This window comes from Arthrobacter sp. HY1533 (assembly GCF_027568515.1).
In the GTDB taxonomy this organism is placed as follows: Bacteria; Actinomycetota; Actinomycetes; order Actinomycetales; family Micrococcaceae; genus Specibacter.
Genome location: NZ_JANKZF010000001.1, coordinates 467,462 through 486,330, shown reverse-complemented (window position 1 = coordinate 486,330; position 18,869 = coordinate 467,462). Strand labels below are relative to the sequence as shown.

Here is an 18,869-nt window from a genome sequence, read left to right as displayed (position 1 = left end):
GCCCTGCCATGAGCTCCTTGACCCGCACCCTGATCTCCCGCGGATTCTCCGACCTGGAAATGTGTGAGAGGTTCCTGGGCTTCCCCGAGCTGGCCGGGCTCGACACAGTTGAACTGCTGGATGCCCTGTCCGTGGCCGACAACCCGGACATGGCCCTGCAGTCCCTGGTCCGGCTGCTCAGCGCCGCCCCCCAGGGCCGGCGCCTGCTGGGCCACGTGGACCCCGACACGGAGGACCGCGTGCCCAACACGCCGCTGTTCCGCCTGCTGGGCGCCTCCGAGGCCCTGGCGGACTTCCTCATGCGCCACCCGCACAACCTTGACGTGGTGGACCCGGCCGCGGGACCCGGTGCCTGGGCCACCGCCGGGGAACTGCGGGATTCGCTGCTGCGCGCCGTCGGAGCGGACCCCTCGTCGGGGCGCCCCGTGGCCCAGCTGACAGGCGCCGAGGCACGCATGGCGCTGCGCAGCCAGTACCGCCGGCACCTGTGCGAGTTGGCGCTGCGCGACCTGGCCGCGCCCTCGCCCCAGGACGCCATGCCGCTGGTTGGCGCCGAACTGGCCGACCTGGCCGGGGCGGCACTGGATGGCGCCCTGGCCGTGGCCCGCGCCGAGGTGGGGGCCACGGCCGGTGCCGAAAACGTCGCCGCCGTCCGCCTGGCCGTGATTGGCATGGGCAAGTGCGGGGCACGGGAACTGAACTACATTTCCGACGTCGATGTCATGTACGTGGTGGCCCTGGACACCGATGCCCCGGCAGCCGGCGGCCTCGATGAGTCTGGCGCCGTCCGCATCGGCAACGCCCTGGCCTCCGCCCTGTCACGGGCCATCTACGCCCCGGATCGTGAGCCGGGCCTGTGGGAGGTTGACGCGAACCTGCGCCCCGAGGGCAAGGACGGGCAACTGGTGCGCACCCTTGACTCCTACCTGGCCTACTACCAGCGATGGGCGCAGAGCTGGGAATTCCAGGCGCTGCTCAAGGCCCGCACTGTGGCCGGCGACCCGGAGCTTGGCCAGGAATTCGAGGCGGCCGTGTCGCCGCTCATCTGGGCCTCCTCCGAACGGGACGGCTTCGTGGAATCTGTCCAGGCCATGCGCCGGCGTGTCACCGCCAACATCCCCGACGCGGACGCCGACCGCCAGATCAAGCTGGGCAAGGGCGGGCTGCGCGACGTGGAATTCACCGTGCAGTTGCTCCAGTTGGTGCACGGCAAGAGCGATCCGCGCATCCGCCCGCGCGCCACGACGGCCGCGATCGAGGCCCTCACCAAGGCAGGCTTCATTGGCCGCACGGATGCGGCCCTGCTGTTCAACCACTACACGTACCTGCGCGTGCTCGAGCACCGCATCCAGCTGGTCCACATGCGGCGCACCCACGCAATGCCCACGGCCCCGGCCCAGCTGCGTGCCCTGGCCCGGGCGCTGCAGGGCCCCAACGGCAGCAAACGCCCCAGCGCCGAGTCCCTGGAGGCCGACTGGGCCAAGGTGAAGCGCTCCGTGCGCTCCCTGCATGAGCGCATCTTCTACCGCCCCATCCTGGCCACGGCCGCACACCTGAGCGCCGAGGACGCAGCCCTCAGCACGGATGCGGCGCGGGCCCGGCTCGCAGCCCTGGGCTACCGGGACGCGGCCGGCGCCACCCGCCACATCGAGGCCCTGACGGCCGGGGTGAGCCGGCGTGCGGCCCTGCAGCGCCAGCTGCTTCCCGTGCTCCTTGGCTGGCTGGCCGACGGAGTGGACCCCGACGCCGGACTTCTCGCCTTCCGCCGCGTCAGCGACGCGCTGGGCACCTCGCACTGGTACCTGGGCATGCTGCGCGACCACCAGGCCGCCGCCGAGCGGCTGTGCCACCTGCTCTCCAGCTCCCGGCTGGTCAGCGACCTGCTGGAGGTCTCACCCGAGGCGACGGCGTGGCTGGGCAACTCCAAGGAACTCGTGCCGCTGAGTTTTGAGGCGCAGTGGACGGAAATCCAGGCCAAGCTCTCCCGCCATTCCGATCCCATGGACGCCATCCGGCTGGTCCGGCTCCTTCGGCAGCGCGAGATCCTGCGCATCGCCATCGCCGACAGCTGCGGGCTGCTGGAGCCGGACCAGGTCTCGGCGGCCCTCAGCGATGCCGACAGGGCGGCCGTTCTTGGTGCCCTGCATGTTGCCGAAAGCGAGGTCCAGCCGGCCGGGGAAAAACTCACGGACGTGCTCGTGGTGGCCATGGGCCGCCAGGGCGGGCGGGAGATCGGCTACGGCTCCGATGCCGACGTCTTGTTTGTGCACAGGCCCCTGGCCGGGCTTGGCGATGGCCAAGCGGAGGCCGCAAACCAGCAGGCCAAGGCCCTGGTGCAAAGGCTCACGGCGCTCTTGACGGCCCCCGTCCGCCCCGCCATCCAGGCCGAGCGGGTGCTGGCGATCGATGCGGACCTGCGCCCCGAGGGGCGCAGCGGCCCGCTGGTGCGCTCCCTTGATGCCTACGCTGAGTATTACGCACGCTGGTCCTCGGCATGGGAGGCCCAGGCGCTGCTGCGGGCCCGGCCCATGGCGGGCTCCGACGATCTGGCTGCGGCGTTCACTGCCATGGCCGACCCCGTCCGCTACCCGGCCGCCATCTCCGCGGAGGACGTGCTCGAGATCAAGCGGATCAAGGCGCGCATGGAATCCGAGCGGCTCCCGCGCGGTGCCGACCCCGCCCGGCACGTAAAGCTCGGCCGGGGCGGGCTGAGCGACGTTGAATGGCTTGTCCAGTTGCTGCAGCTCCAGCACGCCCACGCCCACCCGGAGCTGCGCACCACCCAGACGCTCCAGGCGCTGCACGCGGCCCTGGACCTGGGCCTGCTGGCCGCCGAGGACGCCGAACAGCTCGAGGCGGCGTGGCGGCTGGCCGGGCGGATTCGCAACGCCAATGTGTTGTGGACGGGCAAGACCTCCGACCTCCTGCCGTCGGCCAGGCGCGATCTGGAGGCCGTTGCGCGCTCCTGCGGGCACGAGCCAGGCAGCGCCGCGGCCTTTGAAGAGGAGTACCTGGGCCTCACCCGGCGCGCCCGGGCGGTTTTTGAACGCCTGTTTTACGGCTAAGGCCTGCAACAGTGCGCGTGTCATCCCATGTCATATTCAAAAAACATCGGATGAATAATCGCACATCCAATCACGGGTTCGAACAATAGTTGACACAAAGACGCGCCGCGCGCGACTGTCCGCCGGGCCATTCTGCACGCGCTGCCGGGGTGTGCGGCGTCCCGGTGGCCTGTGTGGGAATGTTACCGCTCCCATGACTAAACATGATGGATTCCATGCCATATTCGTCATGAGTTGACTAGTTCACAATCAGCTTGCAAGCATGATGCACGTCACTTTGTTATGCATCACTACACCAATTTCCCCCGGCTCCGGCCGCAGTGCCCCGGGGTTCAAATTCTTGCAGGAGGATTGCACATGCCACACCTATCCACAGCTTCCCGGCGAACCGTGTTGGGAGGGGCCCTGGCCACCGGCCTGCTGGCCGCCATGGCGCCCGGCTCCCTGGCTGCCAGGAACGCCCAGGCCCGGCCCGCCGGCCAGGAAACCATGATCGGCGTTCCCTTTGAACGCCACGAGACCGTGCGCGTGGGCGTGATTGGCGTGGGCAACCGCGGAAACAGTATGACCATTGGGTGGTCGGCCGTCCCCGGGGCCACTGTCGTGGCCGTGTGCGACATCCGCAAGGACCGTGCCACCAACATGGCGGCAAACCTGCAAAACCGGGGCCGGCCCCGCCCGGCCGACTTTGGCGGCACGGCAGATGCGTACAAGACAATGCTGAACACCATGGACCTCGACCTTGTCTTCATTGCCACGCCCTGGGAGTTTCACCACGCCCAGGGCAAGGCAGCCATGGAAGCAGGGGCCCACGTCATGGTGGAACTGCCCGTCGCCACCGAGCTCGCCGAGCTGTGGGACCTGGTGGACACCTCCGAGCGCACCCGCAAGCACCTCATGCTGGCCGAGAACTGCAGCTACGGCCGCAATGAGCTGGCCATGCTGAAGATGGCCCACGAGGGTGTGTTCGGCGACGTCACCAACGGCCATGGCGGCTACCTCCACGACCTGCGCGACCTCTTGTTTGCTGACGGCTACTACACCGACGACTGGCGCCGCAAATGGCACACCCGGAGCACCGCAAGCTTCTACGCCATGCACGGCCTGGCCCCCATTGCCGCCGCCATGGACATCAACCGTGGCGACCGCATGAAGACCCTCTCGGCCACGGCCACCCCGCCCAAGGGCCTGGCTGACTACCGCGCCCGCAAGGTCCCCAAGGGCCACCGCTCCTGGAACGAGGAGTACATCAACGGCGACCTTGTCACGTGCATGATCGGCACCGAAAAGGGCAGGATCATCCGCGCCGAGCACGACGTTTCAACCCCGCGCCCCTACAGCCGGATCAACAGCCTGGCCGGCAGCCGCGGCCTCTTCGAGGACTACGCCGGGGGCGGCAGCACGGGTGCGCGTGTCTACCTGGAACCGGAGCACGGCGGCCACAACTGGGCCGATTTTGCGCCCTCGCGCGGGAAATTTGACCACTGGCTGTGGCGGAAGGTGGGCGACGACGCCGCAGCCAACGGCGGCCACGGCGGCATGGACTACATCCTGCAGTGGCGCACCATCCAGTCGATGCGCACCGGCATCATCCCGGACATTGACGTCTACGATTCGGCAGCGTGGTGTGCGCCGGTCCCGCTGAGCGTGATGTCCCTGGCCGACGGCGGCCGCGCCGTGGACATCCCCGACTTCACCCGCGGCGGATGGGTGCGGCCCCGCGTTGGCCTTGATTCTGTTGAACTCGACATGCCCCCGGTGGCCTAAGAACCTTCCTGGAAAGGAGAAGCAACAACAATGAAAAAAATGAAGGCAATCATTGCCATGCTGGCCACCGCACTCGTCTTTGGCGGGGCCATGACAGTCATCACCGCACCGGCAGGCGCGGAGGGCTCCAATTCGGCACTCACCATGAGCATCGCGGCGGTGGACCTTGAGGGTCCGGCCATCTCGGACATTGTGGTCACCCTGAAGAACACCTCGGCCACGGCCATGAGCGATGTCTCTGTCAAGGTCACGGGCCCCATCAACTGGACGCTGTACCCTGAAACCCAGACGCTGCCCGCCGCCCTCGCAGCAGGAGCCACCGCCACTGTCAAAGCGGAAATCCATGTGCCCAACAACCCCGAGGGGTCCTTGACGCGCAACTTCACGGCCACCGCCACCTACGCGGGCGGCGACGGCGTCAAGACCTCCTTCACCGAGCGGAACCAGTTCACCGGCGCCGTTCCGGCATCACTGGCCGAGCTGTTCGACAACGTCGGCACCACCACCGTGGCAGCCATTCCCCAGGGCAACTACGACGGTGAAAAGAACAGCTTCTCCCGCGAACGCCTCGCCGAAAAGGGCATCACCCCCGGCGCCAAGGTCACTGCCGCCGGCACGGAATTCACCTGGCCTGCGGCAGCAGCCGGCGAGCCCGACAATGTCTCGGCCAAGGGCCAGACGTTTACGTTCAGCGGAAAGGGCAGCAAGATCGCCTTCCTGGGTTCCGGCGTGGCGCAGGGCGCCGTGGGCGAAGCCACTGTGCATTACACAGATGGGTCCAGCTCCAAGGGCACGTTTGGCTTCCCCAACTGGGGCTTTGATCCTGCGACGGCACATGGAGCCAAGCTCGAGGTGACCACCAAGGGACGCAACACGCCGGCCGGCTATGCAAATGCCGAGTATGACTACCGGATGTTCTCGAACACCATCGGCATTGACCAGGCCAAGACCGTCAGCATGGTGACGCTGCCCAACAACAGCGGCATCCACATCTTCGCCATGGCGTTTGTTCCGGCAGCCGAGGTTCCGCCGACCACGGCCCCTGCAGCGACGGCGCCTGCAACGACAGCACCTGCCACTACGGCGCCTGCCACGACGGCCCCCGCAACGTCAGCGCCCGCCACCACGGCCCCCGCAACGTCAGCGCCGGCCACCGTGGACCCTTCCGTGGCTCCGTCGGCTGAACCAACGACGGCGGAGCCCAGCCCCACCACTGTGCCGTCCACCCAGGCGCCCACCATCCCGCCGGTGACGACCGTTCCCACCACGGATGCCCCCGGCACAGGGGCTCCCACCGTGCCGGCAACCACGAAGGCAGCCGCGCCCGGCAGCACAACAACCGCCTCGTCGTCAACTGGCGGCACAACGCCTGCCAGCCAGGGACCCTCAACGGGAGCCGGGCTGTCCGAGACAGGAAGCTCCAGCGCGCCGCTCCTTGCCGTGGCCGGGCTGCTGGTGTTCGGCGGACTGGCACTGACGGCAACGTCCGAGGTGCGCCGCCGCAACCGCGCCAGCCACCGCTAGCGGGTTCCAGCCACAAGAAGAGCCCGGCTCCCGCCCCAAAAGGGTGGGGAGCCGGGCTCCTTCGCGTTGGGCCGTGGCTAGGGATTCGCCAGGGCCCGGGCGTGCGCGAGCATGGTGACCACCGGCGCGCCGGTGACCAGTTCGCCGTCGTGCACAAAGCCCTCCTCGCGGCCCGTGAGCGCTTCAATGAGCCGGCCTTTCCACAGGGCAAGCAACGGTGCATGTTCGGGCAGCGGAGCCAGGTTGCGCAGTTCGCCGGGGTCGCTGTCCAGGTCAAAGAGTTCCTCCGTGCCCCAGCCCGAGGCCCACAGGTACTTGACGTGGCCGTCGGTGACCCACTGCAGCGACTGGCCGAAGTAGACGTGCTCACCGTGCAGCCACTCCCGCCACGGCCCAGGCTCGGGGGCATCGGCGGGGGAGTCGCGCACAAAACGGAGCAGCGACTTCCCGTCGCAGCTCTCCGGCACGGGAACCCCGGCAAGGTCGAGGAGGGTGGGCATGATGTCGCGCAGCTCCACCACCTCATCCACCACGGCCCCGTGCGCAGCGGCTGCATCACTCGCTGCTGGGGCCACAATCAGCGGCACGCGCGCCGAGCCCTCGTAGCCCACAGCCTTGCGGTAGAAGTCGTGGTCGCCCATCATCTCCCCGTGGTCTGAGGTGAACGCAATGATCGTGTCATCGGACAGGCCAAACTCGGCCAGCGCCTCAAAGACGCGCATGAGCTGGTGGTCAATCTGCGTCATGAGCCCGTAGTAGCCGGCCCTGGCCCGGTGCGTCACTGCCTCAGGCAGCGTGCCGAAGGAGAGCTGGTGGTAGCCGTCCCGGCGCACCGACTCGAAGTGGTGCTCCCAGTCGCCCACCCGCCGCCGGAACGCCGGCAGGTCCAGGTACATGTCCATGGCCCACGCTGGCGGATCGTAGGGCGCGTGCGGGCGGTGGAAGGACAGGTACAGGAAGAAGGGCCGGGTGGGGTCGCGGCGGTACAGCCACTCCACGGCCTGGCTGCCGGCCCACGCCGTGGGGTGCAGCCGCTCGGCCTTGTCCCAGGGCCTGGCCACGGTTGAATTGCAGCCAACGCCGTTGTCCAGGTACTCCTCATCGGCGCTGACACCGGGTTGGCGGCGCAGCCAGGGCACGTAGTCGTCAAAGAACTTGAAGTCGCGGCGGTGCCCGCGCCGGGCGTGGTGGAGGAAGCCGTCATGGAGCAGCACCTCGTCAAAGCCCACCCGGGAGCGCTCCGGATACACGTGCAGCTTGCCGATGGCCTGTGTCTGGTAGCCGGCCTTGCGGAACTCGCCCTGCAGCGTGACGGGATGGACGGCGTCGAACGGCACGCCCTCCTCATAGCCCACCCGGCCGTGCCGCTCCTGCGACTGGCCCGTGAACAAGGCGACCCGGGCGGGGACGCAGGTGGGGGTGGCGGAGTAGGCGTGCCGGAATCGGGCACCCCGCCCGGCCAGCTCGTCCAGGTTCGGTGTTTGGAGGTGGGGGTGGCCTTCGGCGCCGAGGCAGTCGCCGCGCCACTCGTCGACGCAGATGAGGATCACGTTGGGCTTGGTCATGGCTTCTCTCAGGACGGCCGCACGGCGGCGGGTAACCGGGACCACACCAGCGTAGTCCACGCCACAGCCGGATCCCGTGCCCGGATTTGGTTACAAACAGGTGAAAATCCGCGTGAAAGCGGCTCCTGCCTCGCGGGAATCCGCGCAAGGCTGTAACGTCGAGGGGTACTTCATTCGCCCCAGGAGGGGCCAACAACCGTTGTTCAAGGGAAATCTTATGCACAAGCTTCCACCCATGAGGCGGCGCAGGGGTGGCACATTTGCCGCCCTCGCCGCCTTCTTTACTGTTGCGACCATGTTCCTGGGGATTGGCGGCGCCTCGGCGCTGAGCATGCCGTCCGCCCCGGCAGCCGCCGCACAGGCAGCCACGCAGGCCGGCATCCAGGTCACTGACGCATCCGGCAAGAAGTTTGCCGTCGCCACCGACACCACCTTCGCCCCGTTTGAGTTCCGCGACGGCAGCGGCGAACTGGTCGGCATCGACATGGACCTGCTGCGCGCCATTGCCAAGCAGGAGGGCTTCGAGGTCGACATCAAGTCGCTCGGCTTCGACGCCGCCCTGCAGGCCCTGCAGTCCAACCAGGTTGCGGGCGTCATCGCCGGCATGTCCATCACGGACGAGCGCAAGAAGATCTTTGACTTCTCCGAGCCGTACTTCGACTCCGGCGTGCAGATGGCCGTGGGCAAGAACGATTCCGACATCAAGTCCTACGCGGACCTGAAGGGCAAGACCGTCACCGCCAAGCGCGGCAGCGAGGGCGAAACGTTCGCCAACTCCATCAAGGACCAGTACGGATTCACCGTCAAGGCCCTGGCGGACTCCGCCACGATGTACGACGACGTCAAGGCCGGCAACTCCGTGGCCGTGTTCGACGACTACCCCGTCCTTGCCTATGGCGTCAGCCAGAACAACGGGCTGAAGATTGTCACCGAAAAGGAACAGGGCAGCTCCTACGGCTTCGCCGTCAACAAGGGCCAGAACCAGGACCTCCTGGCAGCCTTCAACGACGGCCTGGCCACCCTGAAGGCCAACGGCGAGTACGACAAGATCCTGGACAAGTACCTGGCCAAGTCCGAGGTGACCGAGCAGGGCGGCTTCTTCCAGCTCGTCAAGGACAGCTTCCCGGCCCTCATGAAGGGCCTGTGGCTGACCATTGTGGCCACCGTGCTGTCGCTGGCCATCGCCCTGGTTTTGGGCATCCTGTTCGGCTTCTTCAAGGTTTCCGAGAGCAAGATCCTGCGCGGCATTGCCACCACCTATGTGGCCATCTTCCGCGGCACCCCGCTGCTGGTCCAGGCGTTCTTCTTCTACTTTGGCCTGCCGCAGATGACCGGGCAGCCCATCGACGTCCTGACCGCGGGCGTGCTCACCCTGAGCCTTAACGCCGGTGCCTACATGACCGAGATTGTGCGCGGCGGCATCCAGTCCGTTGACCCGGGCCAGCTTGAGGCCAGCCGCAGCCTGGGGCTGGGCTACGTCACCTCCATGCGCCGCGTGGTGGTTCCGCAGGCAATCAAGATCATGACGCCGTCGTTCATCAACCAGTTCGTCATCACCCTGAAGGACACGTCCCTGTTGGCCGTCATTGGCTTCGCGGAACTGACTTACCAGGGCCAGCAGATCTACGCGTCCAACTTCCGCACGGGTGAAACACTGCTGATCGTGGCCGCGCTGTACTTCATCGTGATCACCATCTTGACCCAGCTTTCCAACGTCCTGGACAGGAAGTTCAACAAATGAGCGCAGAAAACGTGAAGATTGCCGTCGCAGGGCTGAAGAAGTCCTACGGCCACAACGAGGTGCTCAAGGGCCTGGACGTCAACATTGCCGAGGGCGAGGTGGTCTGTGTCATCGGCCCCTCCGGTTCGGGAAAGTCCACGTTCCTGCGCTGCCTGAACAAGCTTGAGGACATCACCGGCGGCACCGTCACAGTCAACGGGCACGACCTGACCGACCCCAAGGTGGACCTGAACGCGGTGCGCCAGAACATTGGCATGGTTTTCCAGCACTTCAACTTGTTCCCGCACATGAGCGTCCTGCAGAACATCATGCTGGCGCCGGTGGAGCTGAAGAAGCTGGACAAGGCCGCCGCCCGTGCCAAGGGCATGGAACTGCTCACGCGCGTTGGCCTGGCCGACAAGGCCGATGCCCGCCCCGCCTCCCTGTCCGGTGGGCAGAAGCAGCGCGTGGCCATTGCCCGCGCACTGGCCATGAACCCCGGCATCATGCTCTTCGATGAGGCCACCAGCGCCCTCGACCCCGAAATGGTGGGCGAGGTCCTGCAGGTCATCCGCGACCTGGCCGCCGAGGGCATGACAATGGTGGTGGTCACGCACGAGATGGGCTTTGCCCGCGAAGTGGCCGACCGGGTCATCTTCATGGATGCCGGGTACATTTGCGAGGAGGGCACGCCCGAGGCCATCTTCAGCAATGCCCAGCAGCCCCGCCTGCAGGAATTCCTCGCGAAGGTCCTGTAGCTTGAATGCTGGCGGGGCGGCGGGCCAAGGGGCCTGCCGCCCCGCACTCTTTTAATGCCGGCACCACGCCGGGCGAGACGACAACCGAGGGGAGCTCCCGTGGAGGACATGCAGGGGATTGTGGACGGCATTGCCGCGCACGTTGCGCCGCTGTGCCGGCAGGGCCAGGTGGCCTCCTACATTCCCAGCCTGGGCGGGGTGTCGCCGGACAATTTTGGCATCTGCGTGGCCATGGCCGACGGCGGCGTGTACGGTGCGGGGGACTGGCAGGTGCCATTCTCCATCCAGAGCATCTCCAAGGTCTTCTCCCTGGCTCTTGTCATGTCTTACGACTACGACTCCATCTGGAAGCGCGTTTTCCGTGAACCCTCCGGCACGCCCTTCAATTCCATGGTGCAGCTGGAGGCCGACCACGGCATTCCCCGCAACCCGTTCATCAATGCCGGCGCCCTGGTGGTGACCGACAGGCTGCTGACCTTGACAGGGGACGCCGCGGCCTCCGTGCGCGGGCTGCTGCGCCAGGAGTCGGGCAACCCCGCCGTTGACGTGGACGCGGTGGTGGCCGCCTCCGAGGCAGACCACGGCCACCGCAACGCCTCCATGGCCCACCTGCTGGCCAGCTATGGCAACCTCGAAAATCCCGTGGATGAGGTCCTGGACAACTACTTCAAGCAGTGCGCCCTGGAAATGTGCTGTGAAGACCTGGCCAAGGCCTCGCTGTTCCTGGCCAGGCACGGCGTCGCGGCCGGCGGCACCCCGTTCCTGGCACCCAACCAAAGCAAGCGCGTCAATGCCGTCATGCTCACCTGCGGCACCTATGACGCCGCGGGGGAGTTCGCCTACCGGGTGGGGCTGCCGGGCAAGAGCGGCGTGGGCGGCGGCATCGTGGCCATTGTGCCAGGACGCTGCGCCATCACCGTGTGGGGCCCGGCACTGGGGCCCAACGGAAACTCCGTGGCCGGCATTGCCGCCTTGGATGAATTCACCACCCGCACGGGCTGGTCCATCTTCTAGTGCAGCGGGGTTCCAGCTCGGCCGGGTCCTGCGGTCGGGTTATGATTTTTCGATGCTGAACTCCGCCGCCACAGTAGCGCTTGTGCCCCTGAAATCCGTTGCTGAAGGGGAGCGTGGCCGGCTGTTGGCGGGCATCGCCGAGCTGCAGCTCGCGCCCGGGCAGGCCGCCTTTGTGGGGGATCCTGTGGAGATGGCAGAGGCCGGACTGGCCGATGCGCAGCGCCACCCCTTTGTCATCACCACGCCCGGCCCGGAGTCCGCAGTGGTGGGCATGGGCACCTTGCACACGGGCGCTGCCACCGACACTGGCTGGCACGATGACGACAGCGCCATCCTGCTCCGCGGCTTCCTCGTTGACCACCGCACCCAGGGGCGCGGCTACGGCACCGCGGCGACCCTGGCCGCCGTCGAACTTGCGAGCGGGCTGGCGGCCCAGCTGCGGCTGCCGGCCACGGGCGTCGTGCTGGGCGTGAATGAGCGGAACGCGGCCGGGCAGGCGGCCTACCTCAAGGCCGGATTCGCCGACAGCGGGCGCTACCTGGGCGGGCGCTCGGGGCCGCAGCGCATCATGCACAAGACGTTCTAGCGCCGAAAGCGTCAACAAACGTTGACTGACCTCCTGCTGTCAACTAAAGTTGACGGCAGGAGGTGGTGGCCGTGAAAACGCTGCTTGGAAACACTGAGGGAATGGGGCCGGCCGAGGCCTTGTACGCCGTGGCGGAGGCCCGCAGGGAACTTGCCCGCACCGAATCCGAAATGGTGGCCAGGGCCCGTGCGGCCGGACTGTCCTGGGAAGCCATCGCGCTGTGCCTGGGAGTGAGCAAGCAGGCGGTGCACAGGAAGTTCGGCAAGCGCTGAGTTCCACGGGGATTGGGGGCACGAAAAAAGCGGGGCCGGAACACCTTGTGTTCCGGCCCCGCTTTTTATGGTGCTTAGCAGCCGTAGTAGAGCTCGAACTCGTAGGGGTTCGGGCGCAGTGAGAGCGGCTTGATCTCGTATTCGCGCTTGTATTCAATCCAGGTGTCAATCAGGTCCTGGGTGAACACGCCACCGGCCTGCAGGAACTCGTTGTCGTTCTCCAGGGCAATCAGGGCCTCTTCGAGCGACTCGGGAGCCTTGGGGATGTCCTTGGCTTCCTCGGGGGGCAGCTCGTAGAGGTCCTTGTCGATGGGAGCCGGGGGTTCGATCCGGTTCTTGATGCCGTCAAGGCCGGCCATCAGCTGGGCTGAGAAGGCCAGGTACGGGTTGGAGGAGGGGTCCGGCGCACGGAACTCCAGGCGCTTGGCCTTCGGGTTGGAACCCGTGATCGGGATGCGGATGCCGGCGGAGCGGTTGCCCTGCGAGTAAACCATGTTCACGGGGGCTTCGAAGCCCTTGACCAGGCGGCGGTAGGAGTTCACCGTCGGGTTGGTGAAGGCCAAAACAGCGGAGGAGTGCTTGAGCAGGCCGCCGATGTACCAGCGTGCCATGTCGGACAGGCCGGCGTAGCCCTTCTCGTCGTAGAACAGCGGCTCGCCGTTGCTCCACAGCGACTGGTGGCAGTGCATGCCCGAGCCGTTGTCGCCGAAGACGGGCTTCGGCATGAAGGTCACGGACTTGCCTGCGGCCCAGGCGGTGTTCTTGATGACGTACTTGAACTTTTGCAGGTCATCGGCCGAGTGGACAAGGGTGTTGAACTTGTAGTTGATTTCAGCCTGGCCGGCTGCGCCAACTTCGTGGTGTGAGCGCTCGACCTCAAGGCCGGCGGCATCAAGCTCGATGCACATGGCATCGCGCAGGTCTGCCTGGTGGTCAATCGGGGCAACCGGGAAGTAACCGCCCTTGACGGGGGTCTTGTAGCCCAGGTTTCCGCCAACTTCTTCGCGGCCCGTGTTCCAGTTGGCCTCTTCGGAGTCGATCTTGTAGAAGGAGCCCTGCGGCGTGGACTCGTACTGGACGTTGTCGAAGACGAAGAACTCGGCCTCGGCACCGAAGAATGCGGTGTCGGCAATGCCGGTGGAGGCCAGGTACGCCTCGGCCTTTTCGGCCACGCCGCGCGGGTCGCGGTGGTAGGGATCGCCCGTGCGCGGGTTCACGATCGAGAAGTTCAGCGCGAGGGTCTTTTCCTTGCGGAACGTGTCAACAAAAGCGGTCTTGGGGTCCGGGATCAGCTGCATGTCTGATTCGGCGATGCCCTGGAAGCCGCGGATGGAGGAACCATCGAAGAGCTGGCCGTTGACGAAGAAGTCAAGGTCTACAGTCTTGGCGGGCACATTGAAGTGCTGCTGGACGCCGGGCAGGTCGGTGAACCGAATATCGACGAATTTTACATCTTCGTCCTTGATGAACTGAAGTACTTCTTCGGCGTTCTTGAACATCTACGCTCCTTGGCGCTGGGGATTTTGGCCGGCTGGGTGCGGCCTGTGTGCCTGTGCAACTGAGACAAGCCTAGGGCGACGCCATTACTCAACGGTGTCGGAAATGTTTCCGGCACGTTACAAACCCTCCGGCCATGGCCCCGGTGCCCGGTTCTGTGCGGCAACGGTAGGCTGGAGGGGTGGTAGATCGCAAAGACTTAGGTTCCTGGCTCAGCGGCCCGGACACGTCCAATATATCCAAATTCCCCGGCGAACGGTTGGGCCTTCCGGAATCCGGACCCCGTTCCATGGCCCGCGCCGGCCGGCGCATCCTGGCCATCTGCATTGACTGGGGGCTGTCGTACCTGATCGCCGCCGCGTTTTTCAATTCCCACCCCAACGCCATCCTGGCGATTTTCGCGGCCGAGCAAATGGTGCTTGTGGGCACCCTCGGCTACAGCGTGGGCCACAGGATCATGGGCATCAAGGTGACAACGCTCGACGGCGGCCCTCCAGGCCTGCTGGCGGGTGTGGTCCGCGCCGTGCTCGTGTGCCTGGTGATTCCGGCAATCATCATCGACGCCGACCACCGCGGACTTCACGACAAGGCCATGAAAACCATTCTGGTCCGCCGTTAGCCAACAACCCCGCTGATGCTGCAAGCGGTGCAAAAACAAAAGAGGCCCGATGGGAAAATCCCATCGGGCCTCTTGCATCAGATTGCTTTAGCGTCCGCGTGATGCCTTGCGGTCCGGGCGCGCCTTGTAGGGGTCGATGCCCTTGGGGATGGGCAGCTTGTTGCCCATCGAGGCGATGCGCTTGTTGACGGCACTGACCTCAATCTTGGTCAGCTCGTTCTTCAGCTTGCCCATGGCCTTGGTGACCTTGGCAACCGGAACCTGGCCTTCGCCGCGGCCGGTCTCGATGACGGTGATGGTGACGTTGGGCAGGATGCGGTTCAGGCGGCGGCGCTCGGCGTCCACCAGGCCCTTGACCCGGGTGGAGGGACCCTCGGTGACCAGCACGATGCCGGGTCGGCCGATGGCACGGAACACGACGTCCTGTGTGCGCGGGTTGACCGAGGCGGGCTGCTCGTCAAAGATCCAGCCCTTCTTCAGCGAGCTGAGTGCGGCACCGGCTGCGCCGGGCTTGCCTTCAATCTGTGCGTAGGCGGCACGCTCGGCACGGCGCGACATCAGCAGCAGTGCGCCCAGCAGGCCCAAGGGAATGCCGACCAAAAGGCCCGTGATCCAGTTGCCGGGGGAGATCAGCAATACCACCAGCATGGAGACCAGGATCAGGCCCAGGAAGGCGCCCAGCATGATCCACGTGACCATGGGGTCGTGGCGGCGGGTCATCTTGAAGATGTCCACCATTTGCTTCATGCGCCCGGGCTTCTTGTCCTTTTTCGGCTTGTCGGCCTTCGGTGCACGGGAAAAGAGGGAACGCTTGGGTTCGTCAGCGTTGCTGTTTGCGGAGTCAGTGGTTTTGGCCATAGTGAGTCAATTCTAGCGGGTGTTGGGCGGGAATGCCGCGCGCGGCACTCGCCGCCCGGCATGGCATTTGCCGGGCCGCACGTGGCGGCACGGCAAATGCCTGCAACTTACGGTGCGGGGATGAGGGAGGCGGCTTCCTGGCGGGTGTGGCCGGAGTCCTCGATGCCGTCGGCGATGTGGGCCAGGTGTTCGGGGATGTCCAGGCCCTTCTTGCGCATGGCCGTGGCCCACAGGCGCCCGGCCCGGTAGGAGGAGCGCACCAGCGGGCCGGACATGACGCCCAGGAAGCCGATTTCCTCGGCTTCCTGGTTCAGTTCCAGGAATTCCTGCGGCTTGACCCAGCGGTCCACGGGCAGGTGGCGTTCGGAGGGACGCAGGTACTGGGTGATCGTGATCAGGTCCGTCCCGGCGTCGTGCAAATCCTGCAGGGCCTGGCTGATTTCTTCCCGGGTTTCGCCCATGCCCAGGATCAGGTTGGACTTGGTCACCATGCCGTGGTTGCGGCCCTGGGTGATGACATCCAGGGAGCGGTCGTAGCGGAAGGCGGGGCGGATGCGCTTGAAGATCCGCGGCACCGTCTCCACATTGTGCGCGAACACCTCGGGCTTGGACTCGCAGATCGCCGTGATGTGCTCGGGCTTGCCGGAGAAGTCCGGGATGAGCAGCTCCACCCCGGTGTTCGGGTTCAGCTCGTGGATCTTGCGCACCGTCTCGGCGTACAGCCACACGCCCTCATCGGCCAGGTCATCGCGGGCCACCCCGGTCACGGTGGCGTAGCGCAGGTTCATCTTCACCACCGAGCGGGCCACCTTGGTGGGCTCGAACATGTCGATCGGGGACGGCTTGCCGGTGTCGATCTGGCAGAAATCACAGCGGCGCGTGCATTCGGAACCACCAATGAGGAAGGTCGCCTCACGGTCCTCCCAGCACTCGAAAATGTTCGGACAGCCCGCTTCCTCGCAGACGGTGTGCAGGCCCTGGCCCTTGACCAGGTTCTTCATCGCAATGAATTCCGGGCCCATCTCGACCTTGGCCTTCATCCACTCCGGCTTGCGCTCCACCGGAACCGCGGCGTTCCGCTGCTCAATGCGCAGCAACTTGCGACCTTCTGGTGCCAACGTCACAGCATTGCTCCTTCAGTCCGGGCCGCGTCTGCGGATTCGGCGGTTGCGGCCTGCACGGCCTGCGGGTCGGTGATGAGGGGAGCCAGCAGCCTGGCCGTGGCTTCCTTGAGCACCGGGACGAGTTCGGCTGCGGTGATGTCGCGGCCAGTCTCGGCCGCCAGGGTTGTGGTGCCGGCGTCCTGGATCCCGCAGGCGATGATCTGGGCGTAGGGGGCCAGGCTGTTGTTGGCGTTGATGGCAATGCCGTGCATGGTCACGCCGTCGTGGACGCGGATGCCAATGGCGGCGATCTTGCGGTCCCCGCCCTTCTCATCCGCGGTGAGCCAGATGCCGGCACGCCGGTCCACACGTACGCCGTCGACCCCAAAATGGGCCAGGACCTCGATGATGATGTCTTCCAGGGCGTGGACGTAGGCCCGGATGCTGTGGGCATCGGCGAGCTTGACGATCGGGTACATGACCAGCTGGCCGGGACCGTGCCACGTCAACTTGCCCCCGCGGTCAACGTTGACCACGGGAGTTCCGTCGAAAGGCCGTTCGTGGTCTTCCGTGCGTTTGCCGGCGGTGTAGACGGCCGCATGTTCCAGCAACATTGCTGTATTGGGCGAGCTGCCGGCAACCACGGCGTCGTGGATTGCCTTCTGCTGGTCCCATGCGCCGTTGTAGTCGATGAAATTCGGGGAAAATCCTACTTCGGTGAACTGAACACTCATACCGGACACTTTAGAGGACGAAGGAACTTCGCCTAAATCAGAAAAACCGGCCCGACACATAGCCTGTGGACAACTTCAAGCACAAAAGGCGAAACCGGACTACTACTGGTACATGGATACTTTTCCCCTGGCGGGCCGGGACGGGGCCGCTCCGGACATCCCCGACTTTGACCCGGTGCGGAGCCTGGGCCGTGGATCTCAGGGCCATGTCTGGCTCGTGGCCCCGCGCGACGGCTCCGCGCCGCTGGCCGCAAAATTCCTCGGGCCGGTCGCCGGGGACGGCGAAACGGAGCTGTGCGATGACGGGGCAGCGCGTCACAATGAAAGCCGGATCACACATGAGTGGCGGGTCCTGGCGCAGTTCCGGCACGAGCACCTGGTCCAGGCCCAGCGCCTGGCCCGGGATGCTGGCGGCGCCCCGGTGCTCCTGATGGACTTCGCCGAGGGCGGCTCCCTGCACCAGATTGTCCAGGCCCGCGGGCCGCTGACTGTGGGGGAGGCCGTCACGGTGCTGACGCCCATGGGACAGGTCCTGGCGTTCCTGCACGGGCGGGGCGCCGTGCACGGGGACGTCTCGCCCGGAAATGTCCTGCTCACGGCCGCCGGGAAGCCCCTGCTGGCCGACTTCGGATTTGGCCGCCTGCTGGGCCAGGCCGCCGGGCCGCCGGCCGGCACCCCCGGATACCACTGCCCGGGCGACACCGGGCGTGACGGGGCCGCGGACGTCTACGCCCTGGCATCTGTGGGCTGGTTTGCGCTCACGGGCCGCCCGGCCCCGCCCACGCGGGAACGGACACCGCTCGTGGCACTCGTGCCGGAGGTCCCACCAGAGCTCGTGGCGGCACTCGAGGCCGGACTCGACGAGAACCCTGCCCACCGGCCGACGGCGGCGGCGTTTGCCCAAGCCGTCTTCCGCAGTGCCCGGGCCGAGGCGGTGGTGCTCGGCAACGCAGTCCACCCGAGCGTGCTTCCCGAGCTGCCCACCCGCAGGGATGTGCGGATCCGCGGCCGTGGGGCGGGGAAGCGCCGAAGTGCAGGGCGGCTGAAGCTTGCCGGTCCCGTCCGGGCCGTGGTTGGCCTCTGCAGGCGGGTGCTCCCGCCCCGGATTCGCGGGCGCAGGCCCAGGCGGCTCGCCGGGATGTGGGACGGCGGCGGGCGCCGTGCACCGCGAACGCGAGGCGCACGGCGTTGGGCGGCCACGGCGGCCATCGCCGCCCTCGCGGCAATGTCCGCGGCCGTGCTGCTTGCTTCGCTGACGGGCGGCTGGGGCCTGTTGCGCGCCGGGGGTGTGCAACAGCGGGCGCCTTCCCCGGCCGCCAGCCCGGGCGGGGAGGACATGGCGTGGGCGCGGGCCCTGCCGCCCGCGATCCAGTCGGGGCTTGCGGATGAGGACCCGGTCGCTGCGTTGGCGGCATTGGCCTGGACGCGCAGCTACGCCCTGGCCACCACCGACGCGGGGCTGCTGGCGCACGTCAACGCACAGGGGTCGCCGGCCGCTGCCGCGGACAGTGCGATCCTGCGGAGACTTCTGGAGAACGGACACACCCTGACGGGATTTGAGAGCAGCATTTCCAAGGCGCGAACAGCGCCGGAGGCAGATTCGGCGGACACGGCCACCGTGCTGGCCACCGTGGCCACGGGCCCCTTTGCCGAGCAGGACGCTGCCGGCAACCTTGTCCACCGCACAGCGCAGGGGCAGCTGCAGGAACTGGCCATTGTCCTTCTCCGCGTGGACGGGAGGTGGCTGGTCAGGGAAGTCCGGGCGCCGGCGGGGTGAGTTGGCCGGG

General features: G+C 66.7%; 15 protein-coding genes. 10 read left to right on the top strand and 5 right to left on the bottom strand.

Annotated elements, in window-relative coordinates; translation table 11 throughout:
- Positions 1-8: 8 nt before the first annotated feature.
- The 3 genes from PCK14_RS02255 (at position 9) to PCK14_RS02245 (ending at position 6,356) form a co-directional block, all read left to right on the top strand.
- Positions 9-3,065, top strand: a complete 3,057-nt coding sequence (locus PCK14_RS02255) for a bifunctional [glutamine synthetase] adenylyltransferase/[glutamine synthetase]-adenylyl-L-tyrosine phosphorylase (protein WP_269936824.1) — start codon at positions 9-11, stop codon at positions 3,063-3,065.
- Between the two features lie 357 nt (positions 3,066-3,422).
- Positions 3,423-4,832, top strand: a complete 1,410-nt coding sequence (locus PCK14_RS02250) for a Gfo/Idh/MocA family protein (protein ID WP_269936823.1) — start codon at positions 3,423-3,425, stop codon at positions 4,830-4,832.
- A 39-nt stretch (positions 4,833-4,871) separates the two neighbouring features.
- Positions 4,872-6,356, top strand: coding sequence for an NEW3 domain-containing protein (locus PCK14_RS02245; RefSeq protein WP_269936822.1), 1,485 nt, complete (start codon positions 4,872-4,874; stop codon positions 6,354-6,356).
- A gap of 77 nt (positions 6,357-6,433) precedes the next feature.
- Here PCK14_RS02245 and PCK14_RS02240 read toward each other — a convergent pair whose 3' ends face one another.
- Entirely contained in the window at positions 6,434-7,921 is a 1,488-nt protein-coding gene (locus PCK14_RS02240; RefSeq protein ID WP_269936821.1) for an arylsulfatase, read from the bottom strand.
- Positions 7,922-8,138: 217 nt separating this feature from the next.
- Here PCK14_RS02240 and PCK14_RS02235 point away from each other — a divergent pair, with 217 nt between their 5' ends.
- The 5 genes from PCK14_RS02235 to PCK14_RS02215 all read left to right on the top strand — a co-directional run bounded on the left by PCK14_RS02235 (position 8,139) and on the right by PCK14_RS02215 (position 12,271).
- On the top strand, positions 8,139-9,662 hold the full coding sequence (locus PCK14_RS02235) for an amino acid ABC transporter substrate-binding protein/permease (protein ID WP_269936820.1): 1,524 nt from the start codon (positions 8,139-8,141) through the stop codon (positions 9,660-9,662).
- A complete protein-coding gene (locus PCK14_RS02230) occupies positions 9,659-10,399 on the top strand; it encodes an amino acid ABC transporter ATP-binding protein (protein WP_269936819.1) in 741 nt (246 codons plus the stop codon). Before PCK14_RS02235 ends, PCK14_RS02230 begins: the two co-directional genes overlap by 4 nt.
- Positions 10,400-10,507: 108 nt before the next feature.
- Positions 10,508-11,413, top strand: coding sequence for a glutaminase (locus tag PCK14_RS02225; protein WP_269936979.1), 906 nt, complete (start codon positions 10,508-10,510; stop codon positions 11,411-11,413).
- Positions 11,414-11,465: 52 nt separating this feature from the next.
- The gene (locus tag PCK14_RS02220) at positions 11,466-11,999 is read left to right on the top strand and encodes a GNAT family N-acetyltransferase (protein ID WP_269936818.1); all 534 of its coding nucleotides are present in this window, start codon (positions 11,466-11,468) and stop codon (positions 11,997-11,999) included.
- Between the two features lie 71 nt (positions 12,000-12,070).
- The gene (locus tag PCK14_RS02215; protein ID WP_269936817.1) at positions 12,071-12,271 is read left to right on the top strand and encodes an AsnC family protein; all 201 of its coding nucleotides are present in this window, start codon (positions 12,071-12,073) and stop codon (positions 12,269-12,271) included.
- A gap of 74 nt (positions 12,272-12,345) precedes the next feature.
- Here PCK14_RS02215 and glnA read toward each other — a convergent pair whose 3' ends face one another.
- Positions 12,346-13,770 (bottom strand): type I glutamate--ammonia ligase, encoded by a 1,425-nt coding sequence (gene glnA / locus PCK14_RS02210; protein WP_269936816.1) that lies wholly within the window; start codon positions 13,768-13,770, stop codon positions 12,346-12,348.
- 179 nt (positions 13,771-13,949) lie between these two features.
- Here glnA and PCK14_RS02205 point away from each other — a divergent pair, with 179 nt between their 5' ends.
- Positions 13,950-14,387: an RDD family protein gene (locus PCK14_RS02205; RefSeq protein ID WP_269936815.1), complete on the top strand. Its 438-nt coding sequence runs from the start codon at positions 13,950-13,952 to the stop codon at positions 14,385-14,387.
- 87 nt (positions 14,388-14,474) lie between these two features.
- On the opposite strand, the gene PCK14_RS02200 is transcribed toward PCK14_RS02205, so the two are convergent.
- The 3 genes from PCK14_RS02200 to lipB form a co-directional block, all read right to left on the bottom strand.
- On the bottom strand, positions 14,475-15,245 hold the full coding sequence (locus tag PCK14_RS02200; protein ID WP_269936814.1) for a DUF4191 domain-containing protein: 771 nt from the start codon (positions 15,243-15,245) through the stop codon (positions 14,475-14,477).
- A 107-nt stretch (positions 15,246-15,352) separates the two neighbouring features.
- A complete protein-coding gene (gene lipA / locus PCK14_RS02195) occupies positions 15,353-16,369 on the bottom strand; it encodes a lipoyl synthase (protein ID WP_269936813.1) in 1,017 nt (338 codons plus the stop codon).
- On the bottom strand, positions 16,366-17,142 hold the full coding sequence (lipB, locus tag PCK14_RS02190) for a lipoyl(octanoyl) transferase LipB (RefSeq protein WP_269936812.1): 777 nt from the start codon (positions 17,140-17,142) through the stop codon (positions 16,366-16,368). The genes lipA and lipB overlap by 4 nt, the downstream gene beginning before the upstream one ends.
- A gap of 52 nt (positions 17,143-17,194) precedes the next feature.
- Between lipB and PCK14_RS02185 the strand changes: the two genes are divergently transcribed.
- On the top strand, positions 17,195-18,859 hold the full coding sequence (locus PCK14_RS02185) for a serine/threonine-protein kinase (RefSeq protein WP_269936811.1): 1,665 nt from the start codon (positions 17,195-17,197) through the stop codon (positions 18,857-18,859).
- Positions 18,860-18,869: the final 10 nt, after the last annotated feature.

Coding starts and splice junctions, on each gene's coding strand:
- PCK14_RS02235 (WP_269936820.1), top strand. CDS start 8,139: ATGCACAAGCTTCCACCCATGAGGCGGCGCAGGGGTGGCACATTTGCC.
- lipB (WP_269936812.1), bottom strand. CDS start 17,142: ATGTGTCGGGCCGGTTTTTCTGATTTAGGCGAAGTTCCTTCGTCCTCT.
- glnA (WP_269936816.1), bottom strand. CDS start 13,770: ATGTTCAAGAACGCCGAAGAAGTACTTCAGTTCATCAAGGACGAAGAT.
- PCK14_RS02230 (WP_269936819.1), top strand. CDS start 9,659: ATGAGCGCAGAAAACGTGAAGATTGCCGTCGCAGGGCTGAAGAAGTCC.
- PCK14_RS02250 (WP_269936823.1), top strand. CDS start 3,423: ATGCCACACCTATCCACAGCTTCCCGGCGAACCGTGTTGGGAGGGGCC.
- PCK14_RS02200 (WP_269936814.1), bottom strand. CDS start 15,245: ATGGCCAAAACCACTGACTCCGCAAACAGCAACGCTGACGAACCCAAG.
- PCK14_RS02240 (WP_269936821.1), bottom strand. CDS start 7,921: ATGACCAAGCCCAACGTGATCCTCATCTGCGTCGACGAGTGGCGCGGC.
- PCK14_RS02245 (WP_269936822.1), top strand. CDS start 4,872: ATGAAGGCAATCATTGCCATGCTGGCCACCGCACTCGTCTTTGGCGGG.
- PCK14_RS02255 (WP_269936824.1), top strand. CDS start 9: ATGAGCTCCTTGACCCGCACCCTGATCTCCCGCGGATTCTCCGACCTG.
- PCK14_RS02225 (WP_269936979.1), top strand. CDS start 10,508: ATGCAGGGGATTGTGGACGGCATTGCCGCGCACGTTGCGCCGCTGTGC.
- PCK14_RS02185 (WP_269936811.1), top strand. CDS start 17,195: ATGGATACTTTTCCCCTGGCGGGCCGGGACGGGGCCGCTCCGGACATC.
- PCK14_RS02220 (WP_269936818.1), top strand. CDS start 11,466: ATGCTGAACTCCGCCGCCACAGTAGCGCTTGTGCCCCTGAAATCCGTT.